Source organism: Methylophaga sp., from assembly GCF_048266885.1.
GTDB lineage: Bacteria > Pseudomonadota > Gammaproteobacteria > Nitrosococcales > Methylophagaceae > Methylophaga.
In genome coordinates, this window is record NZ_JBLWYR010000004.1 from 12,741 (window position 1) to 33,412 (window position 20,672).

The window sequence follows — 20,672 nt, forward strand, 5'->3', positions numbered from 1 at the left end:
GTGCAAAAAAAAGCCCGCTTTGAGCGGGCTTGTCGGCAATAGTTCTACAGAAACAGCAAATCTGGGAGAAATGGCTGTTTTTAATACATATTCAAAAACATGTTCTGTAAAACCGTCTCCGTCAACGTTGAAGCTGATTAAAAGTTGTATGTAATACCACCGTAGTACAGACGTTCACGACCTACTAACTTACCTTCGTTACGGCTGACTAAGTACTCTTTATCAAACAGATTTTCGACACCAGTAAATAGCGTTACGCCGGTATTTGGCACGCGGTAATTAACTGTAGCGTTCCAAATGGTAAAGCTTGGAATGGTGCCTTGAAGACCGCTAACGTCTTCAACACGTGTATTACCATCATCAACAAATTGTTTGCTGACGTGTTGTACGCCAATTCTCGCATTTACACCGCTTTGATGTTCATAGCCAAGATCAATGTTTAACAGGTGTTCAGGTGCATATTGCATTCTGTTTCCGTTAATAGTTGGATCTGGACCATCTTCATATTCGGCTGTCCAAAGATTGGTATACGCACCTGACAAATAAATATTATTCGTCCAGCCATAAATATCACCGAAATCAATACGACCCGCTACTTCAATACCGGTTTGTTTGCTGTCACCGCTGTTATCAAACGTATCACCAAAATCAATCAGTGTATTTTTGATATCGTTATGGAAAAATGCGGTTTCAAAGCTTACGCCTTTGAAGTAAGTACTACGCACACCTACCTCATATAAGGTGCTTTCTTCTGGCTCAGCTCGGCCACCATCTTCACTAAATTCACGATCAGCTCGTGCGGGTGCGATGCCTTTATGAACGCCGGCAAAGATCGTTGTGTTAGCAATGCCATTCCAGGTTACGCCAAAGCTAGGCAGGAACTCGGTATATGACAGGCTTTCACGATTTTCTTGAATACCGCCTTCGAAGAATTTTTCGCTAGTGCGAACATCTTCAACCCGGAAACCTGGAGTGAAAGACCAATTACCAACATAGGTAGTGTTTTGCATGTAATAAGACAATGCATTGGTTTTGATTAAGGCTTCTTCAACATCACCTGGGTTATTGAGTAATGCCAAATCATAGTCTTCACGTTCTGCAACGCTTTGTGCAAGAATCTCCTGACGATGCACGTTTTCTTCGTGATAACGCACACCAAAGATAGTGTCATGTTCAAGGCCAAACAGACTGTGCGACAAATCACCACGAGTCTCTACACCACGAGTGTAATACTGGCGTGGGGCATGGCGGCCAGCACATTGGCTTGGATCGGCCACATTACCTGCTGGAACTTCTTCACCGCCCTGACCAGGACAGTTTCTAAATAAAGAGGTAATGTTGCCGTTGACATCAAGATCACCTTCATTCTCTTCTGTACTACGCAGGCCATTGCGGAAGGTATCCGTGTAATAAGCTTGAGAACTCAGCTTAAAATTATCATTCACTCTGAAAATATGCTGTAACTGAACGACGTCACGATCTTGTTCCCATTCATCATTTTCGATTGACGGATGAGAATAAGGGTCTTGATCATATTCAAATGGCGTTAAATAAGCTTCAGTTTGGTTGCGACGGTCGCGGGTATGAACCAATTTCAATCCAAGAGTTTGACGATCAGTAATATCCAGTTCGCCTTTAAAACGGTAGTCTTTAACATCAAACTCAGCATCGTCATAAACACCGTCCCCTTTGTTCTGATTGAAATCAAACATGACGCCGCCGATTTCATTACCAAATCCAACGCTGCCGTTCAGCATACGATAACCTTGATTACCAAAAGCGGAGGTAACACTTCCTTCAACTTCGCCATTACGTGGAACCGGTTTGGTGACAAAATTTACAGCACCACCAAGTGTTTGTGGTCCATATAGGATTTGGTTTGCGCCCTTAATCACTTCAATACGATTAACGGCTTGCGATGGGGTGGTGTAATGCACAACTGGATCGGCATAAGGTGCCAATTGCAAATGCATGCCATCTTCCATAATCATGGATTTAGCACTTCGGCGTGGATTTTGTCCACGGATACCAATGTTGGTATCAAAACCCATGCTGCCATCTGGAACGACATTAACGCCAGGAACAGTGCGTAATCTTTCAATGTTAGAAATAGGACGGCGTTCTTCTAAATATTCTTCATCAATAATGCTGAAAGAACCCGGAATGGCTTCCAAACGATCTGGCAAGATCCCTGTAACAGTCATTTTTCCGGTATCAACAGCCTCATCCTCAGCAAGTACTGCATAAGGCATTAACATCAACGAGGACACTATCGCTGTGTTAATAATTTTAGGTTTTAGTTTCATTCATCTCTCTCCAATGCGTAAAAAGCTCATGCAGGCTAGCTTTACGCATTTCTGCTTCATATAGGAAAAATTCCTAAAGCAGCATTCATTTCGGGGTTAAACCCAGTAACCACAAAGGTTTAGTAAAAATCAGATTTAAGAGTGGTTATAAGTAACCACTTGTTGATTGATGAATAGCTTCTGAAATACATCAGTTAAAAATGCTTAAAACCAAGAGGATTTTATGGGTGGTTATAGGTAACCAGTCGAATGGTTGTTTATAAACGTTTTTATAAGTTGTTGTTCAAAGGTTTAATTTCTAATAAAAATGTTGTTTTAATACAACGGAAATCGATTTAGAATTTAATTTTTCAATAATTTTTCGGGAAGTTGCGCACAAATATCTAGGAGGAATACCCTTTTTTGTCTAATGAATACCCACAAAATTTCCCAGATGATGGATATAAGGTATCGGTGTAATGGCAAAATCCAGCATTATTTAAATTGTTCTAAGTCAAAGAAAAGCGCGTTACAGCTTATAAAGAGCGCTGAGGTGATGTTATGATCAGTGAAAATTTCATCATGTGGAGAATCCAATGCGTCATTCCCGATCAATCATTACTGTAGTCATCATCATTGCCATTGCGGTTTTTGTGGTGGCGGCCGTTTCCTCTTTTATTTCCGGCACAAGTGATCATTATGATCGACCAAGCTCACCAGCCGAAGTGCTTGAAAAAATGACCGAAGCTGTTGAATCAACAGAAGATGAAACCAATCAAGTTCAAGAAACCACTGAGACGAGTGAGGAAGTTTCGCAAGCGGCTCAGCAAGAAGCTGAAGCGTTAGACAGCAGTTCAGAAGAAGAGGTGTTGAATAATACCAACGAAGCAGTGGAATCGGCTATTGAAACGGCGAAGGAAACTAGCCAAAGTGTAAGTGATCGTGCAAATGAAGCGATTGCCGCCGCAGAAAACTCGGCTGCTGAAGGTCGCGCTGATGCCGAAGCAAGATTGCAGGAAGTAGAAAAAGAAGCAGGCATTACTGAAAAGTCTGCTGAGGTGGCTGATCCAGCTACGGTAGAGTCTAAAAACCATACCGTCTCAGCTCAAGGTCTGATTTACGATCCATTAGTGGTAACGATTGCCCCAGGTGATTCAGTTTCTTGGACCAATATGAGTACACACAATACGGAATCAATTGAAGGCTTGATACCTGAAGGGGCAGAAATGTGGACATCTAAAATGAGTGAAAACTACAGCCGGACTTTTACTCAAGAAGGTATCTATGTGTATAAATGCACACCGCATTTTGGTGCAGGTATGGGCGGCGCCGTTATCGTTGGCAAGCCAGTCAATTTAGAACAGATTAAAAATTCGGGTGCCAAGGGCGCCGCAAAAAGATTAGTGAATAAAGCGATACAAGCTGCTGAAGCAATGTAATTAAATTCCCCCGCAAGCGAACAAGCAACGCTTCCGGGGGATTTTTTTGCCTGCAATTCATCGCCAAGCTATAGTTTTTATAATCGGTAAAGTTGCTAAATAGTCTTTATTTCAAACACTTACCTTACGGATTAAGCTTTTTTATGTGGAACACTAACACCTTTTGAATTTTTGCTGTATTCTTGCACGCTTCCTGACCGGTTATGCTTTAACCATCAGGTTGCGGAGCGGTAGTTCAGTTGGTTAGAATGCTGGCCTGTCACGCCGGAGGTCGCGGGTTCGAGTCCCGTCCGCTCCGCCATTTTTATGGAAGACCTTCCCCCTAAGTAAGAGCTGTCTGGTTATCAAATTTGTTCCGATCTTTAATCGAATGAAACAAGTGATACACCAGAGGGACTAGTAGCAAACTCACCATCATCGAAAAGCTCAGCCCCCACACCACAGCTATTGCTAACGGCTGTAACATTTCAGAACCTTCGCCAATTCCTAAGGCGAGCGGTAACATTCCAACTACAGTACTTAATGTCGTCATTAATATGGGTCGTAAACGCAGACTGACGGCTTCAATGACAGCTTCTGTTAAATCCCCGTTTTTAAGCCTTTCAAGCTCAATATAATTCACCAATAAAATGGCGTTATTCACCACAATGCCTATCAACATGATGGTTCCTAGCCATATCGGCATTGATAACGGTAAATCGATCCAATAAATCCCCATCGCCACACCAATTGCAGCAAACGGTACACTCAATAGAATAATGATTGGGTTTAACAGAGATTCATATTGAATTGCCATCACCACCAACACCAAAAATAACGCCAGAGCGAGCAATATAAGGTTTTGATTTTGTTGTTGTTCAAGCGCTTGTTTTTGACCGCCATCATAGATCGTATAACCGGTTGGTAAATCAATTTCTTGACGCATCTGATCAAGCTCGATGAGGGCTTGGCCCAGTGTCGCTCCATCAGCGAGGGCTGCCGATAGTTCAACAATACGCATCTGGTTTTCACGGCGAATTCGTGAGGGGGTATCAAGAAGCTCTATTCCGGCGACATCTCCCAGGTATAACGGAGAGCTTCCATCCGACGACGGGAAAAGAATGATAGAACGTAACGCCTGCGGGTTGTTCATTTCTTCCTGAGGCAGTCTCAGTCGGATATCGTAGGAACGATTACCTTCAAGAAAATCACTGATAACACGACCTTGTAATGCTGTTTGGGCAGCCTCGGCAAGATCCTGCATATTAAGTCCAAGCTCCTCAGCCCTGTCTCGATTTAATTTGATAGAAATTTCAAAACGCTCATCTTCTGCAGAATGCTCAACGTTACTGAGCTGTGGAATTTGTCGCATTTTATCGGCGATCTTGTCGGCAACATTTTTCATTACGGTGAAATCATCGCCTTGTAATCTAAGGCTGATGTCTTCATCACCACTATGAGTACGTAATCCGCGTATACCACGCTGATAGAGAAAGACCCGCAATCCGGCGATTTGTAATTCATCTATCTGTTTACGAATATCTTTTATCCATTGCTGACTGGATATTTCCCGTTCAGCTGCAGCAACCAGTTCAATAGTCATCTCAGCTCTGCTGGGTTCTTCTCGTTGTGAACGGCCGAAAACGCTACCGCCCACCAGCGTGAAGATGGTTTTGGTTTCGGGCTTGGCGTCCATGATTTGTTCTATAAGTTGAACATAACCGTCCATTTCCTCAACGGACACCCCCGAGTCAGAAATCATCCGTACTTCAATACGACCATCATCAATATTGGGAAGCAAAATCTGATCACCACTGGTAAAAATGGGCAAGCTAAACGCAAAGGCCCCAATAAACAACACGATGACCAGTAGTTTTATTTTTAAGAAAAAGCGAATAACTTTGCTGTAGCCTCGCTGTAAAAAAGCGATTAATGCATCCATACCTTTACGGATGGGGTTATTACTGATTTGAGTGACTTTGGCGGCATAGGCTGGAACCAATGTAAGTGCAATGACCATTGAGGCAAAAATGGCGGCGGAAATAGTAAAAATTAATTCGCTGAACAGTAGGCCGGTCAAGCCGCCGATAAACAAAAAAGGCAGAATAGCAGCGAGGTTAGTCGAAGTAGAAGCCACAATAGGGCCATTCACTTCAGCCGCAGCATGCGTGCCGGCTTCTAACGGTTTTTCATGTTTGCATTGGTGTCGATAGATGTTTTCCAACATGACGATGGTATTGTCCACCAGCATACCTACACCCAAAGCCAGGCCGCCAAGCGTCATGATATTGAGCGTTAACCCGCCCATACTCATCAAAATGAAGGTAAACATTATTGCAATGGGAATAGCGCTGCCGATGATCAAGGTACGACGTAAATTGCCGAGAAACAAATACACCACTAACATGGCAAGAATACCGCCACTGATGGCCGCTGATGCGGCATTTTTCAGGGATTGTTTAATATAGACGGATTGGTCCGTAACAGCAGTGATATTAATACCTGCAGGGATAACATTTTGTTGTTTAAGCCACACCAACTGACGGTTAACTTCTTCAACGACATCATTAGTATTTGCATTGGGTTGTTTTTGAATCGCCAATTTGATGCCACTGATACCGTTGGCTCGAATCCGAATTCTTTCATCTTCGCTACTATCAACCACTTTGGCTACTTCATATAGCTTGATAATATTATTGTCTGTTTGACCAATCGGTACTTGGCGGATGGCTTCGACAGAATTGAGACGTCCACCAATACGGCCGGTAATCTCGCTGCCAGGCATTTGCAATCTGCCGATAGCAATATCATCGTTGGCAGTTTGTATCGCCTCAACAATATCCTGATAACTAAGTCCCATACCGGCTAGACGCTGTTGATCGGGAATGATCTGAATTTCACGTTCAACACCACCCCCAATTTCTGCGGCAGCAACGCCAGGCAAATTAATAAACCATTTGCTCAGTACATCGTCAGTCCAAGTTCGCAGATCGACTAAGGCCATTAAGTCTGAACTCACGACAAATTCAATGACGGGTATTTGCGAGGGATCGCGTTTAAATATTTCTGGAGGTTCAATGGAGTCTGGTAATTGTGTTTTGGCTCGATCCAGTCGCGTACTTGCATCTCGAAGTGCAACATCAACGTCTTTGCCGTAATCAAATGTGATATCAATTTCAACAATGCCAAGATCGGTCGATGATTGAACGTTTAATGCATCTTCGGTAATCGCTAATTGTTCTTCAACAAACCGGGTGACCTGATCCTCCATGACCGTTGCAGGCACCCCTTCATCCAAAATACGCACGCGAATATCTGGATAAATAATTTGGGGTAATAAATCAATGGATAGACGGCTGAGGGCAGCTAAACCAAGCACTATCACTGTTGCTGCAATCATGGTGACACCTATCGGGTGTTTAATTGACCAAGCAGCTAGGCCACCACCCTGGATTTTCATGGGGTATTCTCTGTGACGGAACTTGGTGCCTGTTCCATCGCGGCCGGTGCATTCACAATTTTGACTGTTTTATTGTCACGAAGGTTAGTAAAGCCCCTTATAACAACAAGCTCTCCGCCTGCTAAACCTTCTAAGATTTCTATTTGGTCACCAATTTCGAGTCCAGTAGTAACAGGAGTCACTTGAACTTGGTTGTCAGAGTTAACCGTAAAAACATATTCTTCTTCGACTGAGCGGCGTAAAGCAATAAAGGGAATTAACAGTCTTTTTGCTTGTTGGCTGGTTAGCGTCACTCGAACAAATTGGCCGGCTCTTGCACCTGCCGGTACCGGATTTAACGCGATTTCAAGCGTACCGGTACGAGTCATTGGATCAATGTCAGGATATATTCGACTGATTTTTCCGGTCAGATCTTGATTTGAGTTCGTGCCGGCACGTAATGCATCTATTTGGATGCTTGCCTCATCACCTTCCTGCAAATTGTTTAGCAGAAGTTCTGAGAGCTGCACCTCCGTAATTAATGTTTGCTGATCAGCAATGGTCATTAAATGCGAATAGCGCTCAGCAATATTGCCGGGTTCAGAATTTCGCAGAGTCACCACGCCAGTTATGGGGGATCGAATAACAAAGTAGGACAGACGAGTTTGTAATGCTTCTTCTTCGGCTTTAGCTACGGCCAGCTCGGTTTCAATACGCGTTAATTCGTTTTGCGTTGTTAATTTGCGGGCGACAAGATCTTTTATTTGTGCCAGATCTGTTGCAGATTTACGGGTTAAGGCTTGGGCACGAGTGAGTTGGGAACGCAGCAAACCATCATCCAGCCGGGCGATAACCTGACCTTTTTCAACACGGTCTCCTTCAAAAAAAGGTAATGCGGCAATTTGTCCTTCTTCTTGGTTGAATATTTGAATTTCTTGGATGGCTTTTAGACTGCCATTACGTTCTCTTGAGACTGAAATATCCTTTAATTCTGCCGTTACCACTTCTACTAAATGGGGTTTAATTTGTGCTGTAGGAGTTGGTTTATCACGTTCACAGCCTGCAAGGCTCAAAATAGTGACAAAAAGAGCTGGCCAGAATAGTAATTGCTTCATTGGCGAAAGGGATCTCAAATGATGGGGCGGAGATATAATTAGGGAAAGTAATGGTTACTTTATGGGCAAACATCCTCTCCCTTAGTTCCTCACCAATGGTATCTCATCAAAGTGTCAATTTATGTAAATCCGTTGTATCCAATGGTGTAATACGGGGATGTTGCGTTGCCTGCAATTTGTCCGCATCAGTGTTGTAACCCCAGTTAGCAAAATACAATTGCACCTGAGTAAGGGAGGGGGTATCGATAACATCCAATAATGTTGGCAAACGATCTTCAACAAACAAAATAGTCGCTTGAGCATTTGTTCGCTGTAGATCTTCTAGAATTTGTGGTTTTTTTAGTTTACGTTCCAATCCATAAGTTTGGTCTGGCAGAATCTCTATCTGGTTTGCTGAAAGGATTTCGCTAACAAAACGTTCCTGTTTGGTGGTAATGATAAATCGTTGTTCCAGTGGGATTTGCTGTAATAAATCACTGACACCTGGATAAAGTGGATTCATTTTAATCCAACCCGAAAGGTCGATATTAATCCAGCTGTCCCGATATTCTCCAAACCGCTTTTTCAAATCTGCGACGTCGAGTTGATCTCGAGCCAGAATATTTTTTATTTGATTGGCAAAATCATCCATTACTAGTACAGGGGGAATTTCTTCAAATAATAGTCGGCAAATTAATATTGCCTCATAGCCGGTTTCCATAATCGGTCTGATTTGGCGAAAATCCGTCATGATTTGGTCGGGCATAGCTTTTGGCATGTCTCCCCAAATACGCGTCGCAACTTGCCAGCCAGTTAGTCCAGTTTCCAACGCGCTATCGCAGATTACGCCATCAAAATCGAGGGCAAATAACTTTTGCTGCATGTCGTTTAGAGCAAACAATGTTCAGCGTAAGAACCGGCTTCGTTCGCTGTCCAATCACCTTTGGGTTTTTCCTTCATATGAACACACCATTCATCTGATCCGACTTCTGGAGTACAAGCAGAAAAGAGAATGGTTACTGCCATTAAGCCAAAAAGTCGAAAACAAGAACGCTTAATATTCATTTTGTGACTCCGTAAAGTTATTTCGCCTAACGTTGATAAACGATTTTTCCTTGAAATAGGGTATGACTCACCTGATGCTGGAATAACCATCCACCAAACGGGCTGTTTTTGCCTGCACTGGTAAACGCCGACGGTTTGCAGTCATATTGCACATCTGCATCAATAATACAGATGTCGGCACTGGCTCCGACTTTGAGTTGTCCCGCTTCAATACCCAGAATCGCCGCGGGTTGGCAGGTCAAACTAGCAATAGCTTGATGCAGGCTGATTTCGTCGTCTTCGACTAATTTAAGTGTAAGGGGTAATAAGGTTTCCAATGCTGAAATGCCTGGGATGGTTTCAGCAAATGGACCTAACTTGGCATCAGCATCTAATGGCTGATGATGTGATGAGACTGCTTGGATAACCCCATCGCGTAACCCTTGTTTTAACTGCTCACGATCCCGAACACCACGTAACGGCGGCATAACATGGCTGTAACTATCGTAATTGCCTAAATCGTGTTCACATAAATGTAAATGATGGGCACTTACATCAGCGGTGACGGGTAAACCCCGTTCTTGAGCTTCACGAATAAGTTTAACCGCTTTTCCAGTAGATAAACTATGAAAGTGAGCACGTACTCCGGTTTGTTCAATCAGAATCAGATCACGACTTACCGCGATAGTTTCGGCGCTTTCAGGAATACCGGATAACCCAAGTCGGGCACTGACTGTGCCTTCATGTACGCAACCTTGTTTTTGTAACCACGGATCGGCGGCGTTAATAAATACGGTTAAATCCAGCGTGGCTGCATATTCAAGTGCACGGCGCCAAACTACAGTGTTTTTGATTTCGGACACACCATTACTAACGCCGACACAGCCAGCTGCTTTTAAGGCTGCCATTTCAGCTAACAATTCACCATTCAGTTTTTGGGTCAAAGCACCTACGGTGAGCACCATTGTGCGGCCAGCTTTTTTGGCGCGGTCCTCGATCAATTCAACTACGGCGGGATTATCAATGACCGGATCGGTATCGGGGGGGACGGCCAGCGTGGTGATACCACCAGCTACAGCAGCTCGTGTTTCACTCTCAATGGTGGCGGTATGTTCTTGACCCGGTTCACGCAAACGAGCGCTTAGATCAACCAAACCAGGACAGACGATTTTGTTAAAGGCATCAATTTCTATATCAGCGTCAAAACCAGCTAAATCGTCAGCAATCGCCACAATAAGTCCATCTTCAATATAAATATTGTGATCAATATCAAGCTGGCTGGCAGGGTCTATAACACGCCCATTTTGAATACAAATCTTCATTATTCGATCTCTGCCTGTTCTGATTGGCTGGCCAACGCCATCGACATCACTGCCATTCGGATGGCGATGCCGTGGGTGACTTGCTCAAGTATTACCGATTGGGGGCCATCAGCAACTGAGGAGGCAATTTCGACACCACGGTTAATTGGCCCAGGATGCATAACAATGGCATCGGGTTTGGCGTATTTGAGTTTTTCTTCGGTCAATCCGTAACAGCGAAAATATTCGCGAGCACTAGGTAATAAAGCACCCTGCATGCGTTCCAGTTGCAGTCGCAACGTGATCACTACGTCTACATCTTTAAGGCCGGAGGCCATATCATGATAAACATGCACGCCCATGGTTTGGCTTTCACGAGGTAATAATGTTTGAGGACCTATAACGCGGATTTCGCCTACACCAAGCGTAGCCAAAGCCTGAATTTGTGAACGGGCTACTCGCGAGTGCAAAATATCGCCGATAATCGCCACTCGCAGATTGGCAAAATCTTGCTTATGACGGCGGATAGTAAACATATCCAGCATTGCTTGAGTGGGATGGGCATGGCAGCCATCACCGGCATTAATTACACTTACATGCGGTGCTACATGTTGGGCAATAAACTCAGCTGCACCGCTTTGATCATGGCGAACCACAAACATATCGGTGTGCATGGCTTCAAGATTATGCAGGGTATCGAGCAGACTTTCGCCTTTTGAGGTCGCGGAAGTGCTGATATTAAAGTTCATTACATCGGCTGAAAGCCGCTTGGCTGCCAATTCAAAGGTCGAGCGCGTTCTGGTGCTATTTTCAAAAAACAGATTGATGATGGTTTTGCCACGTAATAATGGGACTTTCTTGACCTGGCGGTGACTGATACTGGAAAACTGTTCAGCCCGATCCATGATTTCTGTTAATAACGGGCGTTTCAGACCCTCAATCGTCAGAAAATGCCGGAGTTGGCCACTCTCTGTCAGCTGATTACTCGGCATGCAATGCTCCTGCTGCACGGATCTCCAATTGCAAACCATCTTTATTACGAAGTTTTAAATGTTGGTTACGTGGCAGTATGACCGAGGCACCAACAATATCTGGACGGATAGGTAACTCGCGGCCATCTCGCTCAATTAATACAGCTAAGGTCACACTGGCTGGACGACCATAATCAAAAATCTCATTCAGCGCTGCCCGCGTAGTACGGCCACTGTAAAAAATGTCATCCACTAAAACCAAGTGACGATTGTCGACTTCAAAAGGCAAATCGGAAGGTGAAACCTGTGGATGCATGCCAATTCGAGTAAAGTCATCTCGATAATAGGCAATATTCAAGGTGCCTAGCGGAGCGTCAAAAAAGTCTTCACCAAGTATTTTCTGCAAGGCCTTTGCGACCCATACGCCGCCAGTATGGATGCCGACCAGCAAAGGATCTTTATCCGCCAGTTCATCGCGTATGGATTCAGCCATCTCTTCGAGCAGATTTTGAATTTCTGCTGTTGTTTGGGGCATTGTCATTGTTGGTCCAGCCATGATTGAAGAATAATTTGAGCCGACAGTTTATCGACATCACTACGTTTATCAGTCTGCAGTTTACTGCGTATTCCCATTTGGTCGAGTGCTTCAAAGGTTGTTAAGCGCTCATCTTGCCAGACCACGGGAATATTAAATCGATTGTTGATGCGGTTGCCAAATTTTCGAGCTGCAGCGGTCATTAATTGTTCGGTGCCATCCATATTCAGCGGCAAGCCCACCACAATCAATCCCGGCTGCCATTCAGTCATTAATTTAGCGATAATATCCCAATCTGGAATACCATCTCGGGCGGATAAGGCGGCGATGCCTCGAGCGGTGTTGGTTAATTGATGTCCAACCGCCACTCCAATACTTTTCATACCAAAATCAAAGCCGAGAATATTTTTTTCAGAACTCATGCATGGCCTGTGGTATTAGACATTAGATTGATGTCGATGCCCAGCAATTTTGCGGCGGCCTGCCATCGATCCTCGGCCCGAGTTTGATAAAGTAATTCTGCTGTAGCCTGCACGGTCAACCAACTGTTTTCGGCTATTTCTTTTTCTAATTGACCCGCTTCCCACGCCGCATAACCCAGAGTGACGATGGAGTGGGGCGGTCCATTATCGGTACCTAATGATTGCAGGATATCGCTGGAGGTGGTTAGAAAGGTGTCATCGGTAATTTTGAGGGTGTTTTTCCATCGTTCACCACCATCATGCACCACCATGCCCTGATCTTTTTGGACTGGTCCACCAAATAAAACAGCGGTATTGTTTGCCCATTCGGAATTATTGGTGATTTGCAGATGATTGAGCAGCTCTTGCATCATAATACGGGTAGGGCGATTGATGATTAAACCCATTGCCCCATCTTCATCGTGTTCGCACAGATAAACTACCGAATGATAAAAAAAACTGTCTATCAATGTCGGCATGGCGATCAGAAAATGATGTTTGAGTGAATAAGACATAATGGTCAAAAGAAGGTAAATCCGACCTGGAATAATCGTTCGACTTCTTTGATATAGCGCTTATTCGTTAAAAACAAAATGACATGATCTTCTGCTTCAACCATGGTATTTCGATGCGCGATAATAACTTCTTCACCTCGTACGATAGCACCAATGGATGTACCGGGAGGTAGATCAATTTCATCAATCCGTCGGCCCACAACCATGGATGAACCTCTATCGCCATGAGCAATGGCCTCTAACGCCTCAGCGGCGCCACGACGTAATGAATGCACCGCTACAATATCACCGCGTCTAATGTGGGCCAGCAAACTGCCAATGGTCGCTTGCTGCGGCGATAGAGCAATATCAATGGTGCCACTCTCAACCAAATCTACATAAGCGGCGCGATTGATTAACGACAATACTTTGCGTGCTCCCAAGCGCTTGGCCAGCATCGCCGATAAGATATTCGCTTCGTCGTCATTGGTCAGCGCGCAGAACAAATCCACGTTGTCGATTTCTTCTTCGAGCAATAGTTCTTCATTGGCCACATCGCCCAGTAACACGATACTTTTTGATAACTCTTCGGATAAGTAATCAGCCCGGGCACTATTGGCTTCGATAATTTTGATTTGAAAATTATGCTCGAGGGCTCGCGCAAGTCGTATACCAATATTGCCACCACCAGCCAGCATAATACGTTTGTAAGGTTTTTCTAATCGGCGTAATTCAGCCATCACCGAGCGAATATCTTTACTGGCAGCGATAAAAAACACTTCATCGTCCGCTTCAATAACGGTTTCGGCTTCTGGCAGGATGGCTTTTCCCTTACGGAATATCGCCGCGACACGAGTTTCGGTTTTGGGAATATGTTTACGTAAATCACGTAACGGATTACCGACTAAAGGACCACCATGAAATGCCCTTACCGCAACCAATTGCACTAAACCATCGGCAAAATCCAGTACCTGTAATGCATTTGGGTGGCTAATTAATCTTTGAATATAATCGGTGACTAATTGTTCTGGGCTGATTAAGACATCAATCGCAAACGCATCATTATTAAATAACTCGGGTTTAGTCAGATATTCTGGCGCACGAATGCGAGCGATCTTAGTTGGCGTGTTATACAACGTATGACATATCTGACACGCCACCATATTGGTTTCATCACTATTGGTAACCGCCAACACCAAATCGGCATCAGCTGCCCCCGCTCTTTGTAGTACATCGGGATGTGAAGCAAGGCCTTGAATAGTCCGTATATCGTAGTGATCCTGAAGTTTATGTAGGCTATTGGCATCAGTATCAACTAGCGTAATGTCATCATCCTCTCGGGCGAGTGTCGCAGCAACAGAGGCACCAACTTGACCGGCACCGAGGATGAGAATCTTCATTGCAAAGCCCTATACTTGTTTACTATCAATGCCCAGCGCACGTAATTTCCGATAAAGATGTGTGCGCTCCATACCCGCTAATTTAGCGGCTTTACCCACATTACCATCGGTTTCTTGTAGTTTTTGCAGTAAATAAATTCGTTCAAATTGTTCACGTGCTTCACGGAGTGGTTGATCAAAATTGATCCCGGTTACGTCATCTGCTTGCGCAGGTTGCTCGGCTTGTAAGGCGGATTCCACATCATCCACGTCAATATCATCTGAATCGCCCAGAACTAATAGGCGCTGAATAACATTTTTTAATTCCAACACGTTGCCCGGCCAGGCGTAATTGCGCAGACGATTTTGTGCTGCCACCGTAAATCGACGATAAGGTAGATCGGCCTGAGTGGTTTGTTGATCGACAAAGAAGTGCACTAACTCAGGAATATCTTCAACGTGATCCCGTAGAGCAGGTAATTGCAAAGTGATGGTGTTGAGTTGATAAAACAAACCTTCACTGAAGTCGCCGCGGGCGATGACTTTATCCAGCCCCAATTGTGTGGCACAAATTAGCTGACAGTCTCTAATTCGATTACTTTCCAACAAATGCTGCAACAGAGCTTGGGCTTCATCACTGAGCAAGGCAACATCATTAATATAAATAGTGTTATTTTGTGCCAGTGAAATTAATTTATGACTATCAAGCGGAAAGCTTTCTGGGCTGACTTCAATAAACTTGCCACTGCTATACAAGCCCAATCTATGCAGGTAATAGGCAAAACAATGTTTCCCAGTGCCACCTTCACCAATCAGTAAAATCGGCATTTCGTGTCCAGCAACGCGTTCAGCTTGTTCACGAAGTTGTGCCATTTTAGCGCTTTTGCCGACCGGTTCTAAGGCAAACTCATGCCGCTGGGCCGCTTGCTTTGCACGGTTTTCAATGGCTAATTCCACTGCGCGGAGCAGTTTTGCCATAGATAACGGTTTTTCAATAAAATCGCTGGCACCTGAGCGAGTAGCTTCCACAGCCGTTTCAATGGTGCCATGTCCGGACATCATGACAATGGTGACACCCGCATTTTGTTGCTTGAATTCCTTAAGCAGACTGATTCCATCAACATCTGGCATCCAGATATCAAGCAGCACCAGTTGTGGTTGATTTTGGGTAAATACCAGGCGTGCTTCTTCACCATTACTCGCGGTGACAACCCGGTAAGCCTCATCTTCAAGAATATCTTTAATGAGCTCACGAATATCGGGCTCATCATCTACAACTAAAATAAGTGGTTTTTCAGTACTCACGCCTAGTCTTCCTCCAGTGGTAGCCGGATTATTATACCTGCTCCTTCGGGGTTAAGGTTCTCTGCCCAAACATCCCCGCCATGTTCTTCAATGATTTTTTTAACAATCGCCAGCCCCAGTCCTGTGCCTTTGATTTTAGTGGTGGCGTATGGTTCAAACAGTTTGTCTATCATATCGTGCGGGAAGCCTGGCCCTTGATCATTAATGATGATTTCCAGCCATGGCATATGTTGCTGCACAACTAGGTGATAACTGATCACAATATCTACTGCTTTATCAGCTTCTTCGCTCGCTTCGATGGCATTTTTCAATAAATTGTGGAAGACCTGACGGATCCGGTTTTTATCAACTTTGATACGAATTTCGGTTGGACTGTTTAACAAGGTGAATTGATGATTGGAATGACTTTGATACAAAGTCAAAACTTCTCGTAATAATTGACCGATGGACACATCTTCCAATTGTAAGCCAGGGCTGCGAGCATAGTCCGAAAACTCATTGACCATATCTTTCATGGCCTCAACCTGTTGCACAATAGTATCCGTGAGTTTTTGTAATGTCTCGGTTTGATCCGGTGGTACCAGCGAGGCATATTTATGTTGTAAACGTTCGGCTGATAGTTGTATCGGAGTTAATGGATTTTTTATTTCATGCGCCAGACGTCTAGCGACTTCACCCCAGGCGGCATTACGTTGTGCCTGTAGTAACGCCGTTATGTCATCAAACACGATGACCCAGCCAGTTTCAGCAGGTAATGGTGTGCCATGACACATCAATGTTTGTCGGCCTTTGGGTTGGTTGAGTTCAATTTGCTGTTGCCAAGCAACCGACTTGAAGGTGTAGTTTTGGATCAATAAGGAAAAGCTATGCAAATTGTCATTGAGTTTACCCAGAGTATCCAAAGAGCTTTCCAGGCGCTGCTGTAAATTAACTCCCAGAATCTTACTGCTGGCAACATTGGAAGTGCGTAAATACAGATCATTATCAATCGTAATAACACCGCTGGATAGGCTGCCCAGTACCGTCGTCAGATAACTGGTTTGCTGTTCCAGTAATCGATGGCTTCTATCCGACGCATTTCGGGCCTGGGTGAGGCGCTGGGTCATTTGATTAAAGGAGCGTACCAAAAAGCCGATTTCATCATGTCCAGAAGCCGTCAGTTGCATATTGTAGTTACCCGATGCAACAGCCTGAGTACCGGCCGCCAACTCTTGTAAGGGCTGAACCATACGCCTGGAAATCCATACTGCAAACCAGATAGAGGCCAGCATGGTCAGGAAAACAATTAGGCTCAACGTCAAGGTAAATATCGTGACTAGCGGTTTACGTAAATAACTGAGTTCTTTGTAATCGGTATAAGCATCCTGAACATTTTTGCCTAAAGAACTCAAATGATCATTGACCGGAAAAGCCACATGTAAATAACGCTCTTCCGCAAGAATAGATTTCCGCGGCAACATCACCGCTGCTCGTAGTTCCAACTCATCATTTGCTGCGGGATCCAGACCAATATAATCTTCGCCTTGCTGCAAGCGGCGCACAATCGATTCATCGGGTGCTTCGGGTAGAAAAATAGCGGGGTTTTCAATACTTGAAACGACCAGCTGGCCATTCATATTCCAGACACTGATGTCCAGGGCACCACTTAGCTGCACTAGTTCTCGCAAACTGTTGGTGAGACGGCTGTCTGGCAATTCTGAAAGCACTCCCGCCATCATCCGTGTCTGACGCAGCAATGTACGCATGCGGATACCAAAGGCATTACGGCTAAGCTCTAGAGAGTCCTCTAATGCTTGTTCAACTTTTACGTCAAACCAACTGTTGATTCCACGTTGTAAAAAATGGACTGAAAAGCCATAGACAATGCTGGTTGAGCCGACAATTAACAAAACAAATAAGCTGACCAGTTTCAGGGTAAGCCGGGAGCCTGGCGCTTTTCTTTTAAAATCGCGGTAGAGCCGATATAAACCACGGGCCAGGATCCCGGCCAGCAATAGCAGGCAGACCAGGCCAAGACCAAAAATGTAAAGAAACAGATCATTGAGTCGGGAAGTATCTTGTGTGGCAGCACTTAATAAATAGGCCAGCAGTAATAACATCAAGGCCAATGAAAAATAAGGTGCTGTTCCCGAGCTGAGTCCTCTGATTAATTGGAAGGCCATGCCACCTCATACCAGTCGCTGGCTAAATCCCATTTACTAGAAAGGAATGCCCCTGGCCGCATCGGTGAGGGCAGGGCATTCAAATCAATTTGACTGCTTATTCTGAGAATCAAATTTTGGGTATCAAGAGTGTGTTGGGGGGGGAGACTAAAATCCTGTATCTCTCCCATGCTACTTAAAGCACTTTCCATGGTCGGAAAATTCCGATGGGTTTTGCTTTCCATCGAATGTAACAAATACTGCTGTGATAGATCGTGATAACGCAGTATATAACGTAATTCAGTTGACCAGAGGGTACTATGCCATTGCCACCAATCCCCCAGAACAGGGTAAATACGTATTAGCTGTATTTCCTGAACAAAGGTAATTGGTACCCCGTTGTAAAGCGCTTCCTTTACCCGAGGATTTAACGGATAGCTAATGTTGGCATTGAGCAAATAACCATTGCCCGCGGGAGAGGTGTGGGCATCATCAACTCGAAACACCTCCGCCTGCGCAGCTTGCGCAGATACAAATACAAACACAATTGACGTCAGAAGACGTTTAACGGTGGCGTAAGCAGGCATAATAGAAACCATCCAGATCGTTATCTCCCGGTAGCAATTGATAGCCAAAACTTGCTCTTCGTGCTGGAGCCTTAGCTGGAATGTGTTCCATGGCATCAGGCTGACGTTGCAAAAATGCTTCTATCTGTAATTCATTTTCCTGCTTAAATGCCGAGCAGGTGGTGTAAACCAGCAAACCATCAGGTTTCAGTAATGGCCATAAATTATCCAGCAAAGCGCGTTGTTGCTGAGCCAACTGTTCTATATCCTCAGGTTTTCTTAGCAGCTTGATATCTGGATGCCGGCGGATGACTCCACTACCAGTACATGGCGCATCAATTAATATACGGTCAAATTGCTCACCATTCCACCAGTTTTGTGTGTCACTGGCATCTGCTGCTAAACAATTTGCTGTTAAATGCAATCGGGACAGGTTTTCATCCACCTGTTTGAGCCGCTCATCACTGATATCCAGTGCGGTCATTTCATTACGGGGATGTCTTTCCAAAATATGGCAGGTTTTACCCCCTGGTGCTGCGCAGGCGTCCAGAATGCGCTGGTTTGGCTGTATATCAAGTAAATCAGCAACTTGTTGTGCGGCACCATCCTGAACGGAGACAGCACCATCGACAAAGCCTGGCAAGGCAAATACATCACAAGCCTGTTCTAGCAAAATGCCTTGGGGGCAGTTTTCAATTGCCTGAGCAGCAATATTGGCTTTGGCTAATAATTCTAGATATTCCGCTTGCGAAAATTCCCGGCAATTAACTCGCAACATCATGGGCGGTTGCTGGTTGTTGGCGGTCAAAATTGTTTGCCAATCATCTGGCCAATCGTTTTGGTACTTTTCAATCAGCCACGTTGGATGAGCGTAAAGACTGACAACTTGTTCTGTTAATGATTTTTCTAACACATCCTGTTGGCGCTGATAGTTTCTCAGGCACGCATTCATCAAACCGGTTGCCCATTGTTTGTTCAGCAGTTTGCAGGCATTGACGGTTTCAGAGAGTGCCGCATGGTCTGGAATTCGTAACGAACGAAGTTGATAAATACCAATCAGTAACAAGGCGAGGATATCGCCGTCTTTTGCTTTTAATGGTTTGGAAAGTAATTGCTCACTAAGGGTTTCAAGTGTTGGATACCAACGAATCACACCATAGCAAAGTTGCTGAAATAATCCGCGTTGAGTTTCATCCAGTCGTTTGCTGATATCGGTCGAAGCAGTATTTAACGACTGTCCCTGGATTACTCGCAAAATGACCAAGGCGGCTGCACTGCGAGCACATAATGATTTGTTTTTAGCCAAAATGGTCGCCCACCTTTAATGGATGAGCATTCAGAAAGTCATGGACAGGCATGGCTTTTTTTCCTGGTGACTGAATCGATAGCAGGCGGAGTACACCGTCACCTGTTGCAACATCAACTCCTTGGCGCTCTACCTGAATAATGGTGCCCGGCGTGGTGTGTTGATTGTGAGAGTCAATTACTATAGCGCCCCAGATCCGCAACATTTTGTCTTGCCAGAGTGTTTGAGCAACAGGCCAGGGATTAAACGCCCGGATTTGGCGATCGATTTGCTGAGCAGATTGTGACCAATCAATATTCGCTTCAGCTTTCAACAGTTTAGATGCATAGCAACTGTCAGCATTATCTTGAGGGATAGCCTGCGATTGCAACTGTTCAAAATTCTTCAGTGTTTCCAGCAAAGTAGAGGCGCCAAGCTGTGCCAGTTTGTCATGCAATTGCTCGCCAGTATCATTGGCTTCAATGGCAATTTCAGCGCGTTGAATTACTGGCCCAGTATCCAACCCGGCTTCCATTTGCATAATGCATACACCGGTTTTTTTATCACCAGCCAAAATAGCGCGTTGTATTGGTGCAGCCCCGCGCCAGCGCGGCAATAAAGAGGCATGAACATTAATACAGCCCAGTCGGGGAGTGTCCAGAACACTTTGAGGTAACAGTAATCCATAGGCTACCACAATCATTAAATCTGCCTGATAATGGTCAAGTATTTCTCGATCAGCTTCAGCTTTGAAATTGAGTGGTTGTTCAACAGGAATATTATGTTCTAGAGCGAGTTGTTTGACTGGGCTGGCTGTCAGTTTGCGGCCACGACCTGCGGGTCGATCTGGTTGTGAGTAAACGGCGCAGATTTCATGTTCCGTGGTCAGTAAAGCCGCCAGCGTGGTTGCTGCGAAGTCCGGAGTGCCGGCAAAAATGATGCGCATGGATGTCC

General features: G+C 44.7%; 17 protein-coding genes and 1 tRNA gene. 2 read left to right on the forward strand and 16 right to left on the reverse strand.

The features are described 5' to 3' along the window. Positions 1-137: 137 nt before the first annotated feature. Positions 138-2,306: a TonB-dependent receptor family protein gene (locus ACN0V2_RS02845; protein ID WP_417549276.1), complete on the reverse strand. Its 2,169-nt coding sequence runs from the start codon at positions 2,304-2,306 to the stop codon at positions 138-140. Positions 2,307-2,881: 575 nt separating this feature from the next. Here ACN0V2_RS02845 and ACN0V2_RS02850 point away from each other — a divergent pair. Together ACN0V2_RS02850 and ACN0V2_RS02855 are read left to right on the forward strand one after the other, a co-directional pair. Beyond that, positions 2,882-3,724, forward strand: a complete 843-nt coding sequence (locus ACN0V2_RS02850; protein WP_417549277.1) for a plastocyanin/azurin family copper-binding protein — start codon at positions 2,882-2,884, stop codon at positions 3,722-3,724. A 224-nt stretch (positions 3,725-3,948) separates the two neighbouring features. Continuing rightward, positions 3,949-4,025 (forward strand) — tRNA-Asp (locus tag ACN0V2_RS02855). 21 nt (positions 4,026-4,046) lie between these two features. Here ACN0V2_RS02855 and ACN0V2_RS02860 read toward each other — a convergent pair. From ACN0V2_RS02860 to fmt, 15 genes are all read right to left on the reverse strand, one after another. Then, on the reverse strand, positions 4,047-7,163 hold the full coding sequence (locus ACN0V2_RS02860; RefSeq protein ID WP_417549278.1) for an efflux RND transporter permease subunit: 3,117 nt from the start codon (positions 7,161-7,163) through the stop codon (positions 4,047-4,049). After that, on the reverse strand, positions 7,160-8,257 hold the full coding sequence (locus ACN0V2_RS02865; protein ID WP_417549279.1) for an efflux RND transporter periplasmic adaptor subunit: 1,098 nt from the start codon (positions 8,255-8,257) through the stop codon (positions 7,160-7,162). Before ACN0V2_RS02865 ends, ACN0V2_RS02860 begins: the two co-directional genes overlap by 4 nt. Positions 8,258-8,363: 106 nt before the next feature. Then, positions 8,364-9,119 (reverse strand): HAD family hydrolase, encoded by a 756-nt coding sequence (locus ACN0V2_RS02870; protein WP_417549280.1) that lies wholly within the window; start codon positions 9,117-9,119, stop codon positions 8,364-8,366. A 5-nt stretch (positions 9,120-9,124) separates the two neighbouring features. Continuing rightward, a complete protein-coding gene (locus ACN0V2_RS02875) occupies positions 9,125-9,301 on the reverse strand; it encodes a DUF3012 domain-containing protein (RefSeq protein ID WP_417549281.1) in 177 nt (58 codons plus the stop codon). 26 nt (positions 9,302-9,327) lie between these two features. After that, positions 9,328-10,602 carry a dihydroorotase gene (locus tag ACN0V2_RS02880; RefSeq protein ID WP_417549282.1) on the reverse strand — a complete coding sequence of 425 codons (1,275 nt, stop codon included), beginning with the start codon at positions 10,600-10,602 and terminating at the stop codon, positions 9,328-9,330. Next, positions 10,602-11,573, reverse strand: a complete 972-nt coding sequence (locus tag ACN0V2_RS02885; protein WP_417549283.1) for an aspartate carbamoyltransferase catalytic subunit — start codon at positions 11,571-11,573, stop codon at positions 10,602-10,604. Before ACN0V2_RS02885 ends, ACN0V2_RS02880 begins: the two co-directional genes overlap by 1 nt. Beyond that, a complete protein-coding gene (gene pyrR / locus ACN0V2_RS02890) occupies positions 11,563-12,093 on the reverse strand; it encodes a bifunctional pyr operon transcriptional regulator/uracil phosphoribosyltransferase PyrR (RefSeq protein ID WP_417549284.1) in 531 nt (176 codons plus the stop codon). Before pyrR ends, ACN0V2_RS02885 begins: the two co-directional genes overlap by 11 nt. Then, the gene (gene ruvX / locus ACN0V2_RS02895; protein ID WP_417549285.1) at positions 12,090-12,509 is read right to left on the reverse strand and encodes a Holliday junction resolvase RuvX; all 420 of its coding nucleotides are present in this window, start codon (positions 12,507-12,509) and stop codon (positions 12,090-12,092) included. The genes pyrR and ruvX overlap by 4 nt, the downstream gene beginning before the upstream one ends. After that, positions 12,506-13,063, reverse strand: a complete 558-nt coding sequence (locus ACN0V2_RS02900) for a YqgE/AlgH family protein (RefSeq protein WP_417549286.1) — start codon at positions 13,061-13,063, stop codon at positions 12,506-12,508. Before ACN0V2_RS02900 ends, ruvX begins: the two co-directional genes overlap by 4 nt. A gap of 5 nt (positions 13,064-13,068) precedes the next feature. After that, complete coding sequence (gene trkA / locus ACN0V2_RS02905; protein ID WP_417549287.1) at positions 13,069-14,442, reverse strand: Trk system potassium transporter TrkA; 1,374 nt, start codon at positions 14,440-14,442, stop codon at positions 13,069-13,071. A gap of 9 nt (positions 14,443-14,451) precedes the next feature. After that, the gene (locus tag ACN0V2_RS02910) at positions 14,452-15,726 is read right to left on the reverse strand and encodes a sigma-54-dependent transcriptional regulator (protein ID WP_417549288.1); all 1,275 of its coding nucleotides are present in this window, start codon (positions 15,724-15,726) and stop codon (positions 14,452-14,454) included. 2 nt (positions 15,727-15,728) lie between these two features. After that, the gene (locus ACN0V2_RS02915; RefSeq protein WP_417549289.1) at positions 15,729-17,888 is read right to left on the reverse strand and encodes an ATP-binding protein; all 2,160 of its coding nucleotides are present in this window, start codon (positions 17,886-17,888) and stop codon (positions 15,729-15,731) included. Further along, complete coding sequence (locus ACN0V2_RS02920; protein ID WP_417549290.1) at positions 17,873-18,454, reverse strand: DUF4390 domain-containing protein; 582 nt, start codon at positions 18,452-18,454, stop codon at positions 17,873-17,875. The genes ACN0V2_RS02915 and ACN0V2_RS02920 overlap by 16 nt, the downstream gene beginning before the upstream one ends. After that, positions 18,432-19,739 (reverse strand): 16S rRNA (cytosine(967)-C(5))-methyltransferase RsmB, encoded by a 1,308-nt coding sequence (rsmB, locus tag ACN0V2_RS02925; protein WP_417549291.1) that lies wholly within the window; start codon positions 19,737-19,739, stop codon positions 18,432-18,434. Before rsmB ends, ACN0V2_RS02920 begins: the two co-directional genes overlap by 23 nt. After that, on the reverse strand, positions 19,732-20,664 hold the full coding sequence (gene fmt, locus ACN0V2_RS02930) for a methionyl-tRNA formyltransferase (RefSeq protein ID WP_417549292.1): 933 nt from the start codon (positions 20,662-20,664) through the stop codon (positions 19,732-19,734). Before fmt ends, rsmB begins: the two co-directional genes overlap by 8 nt. Between the last annotated feature and the right edge of the window lie 8 nt (positions 20,665-20,672).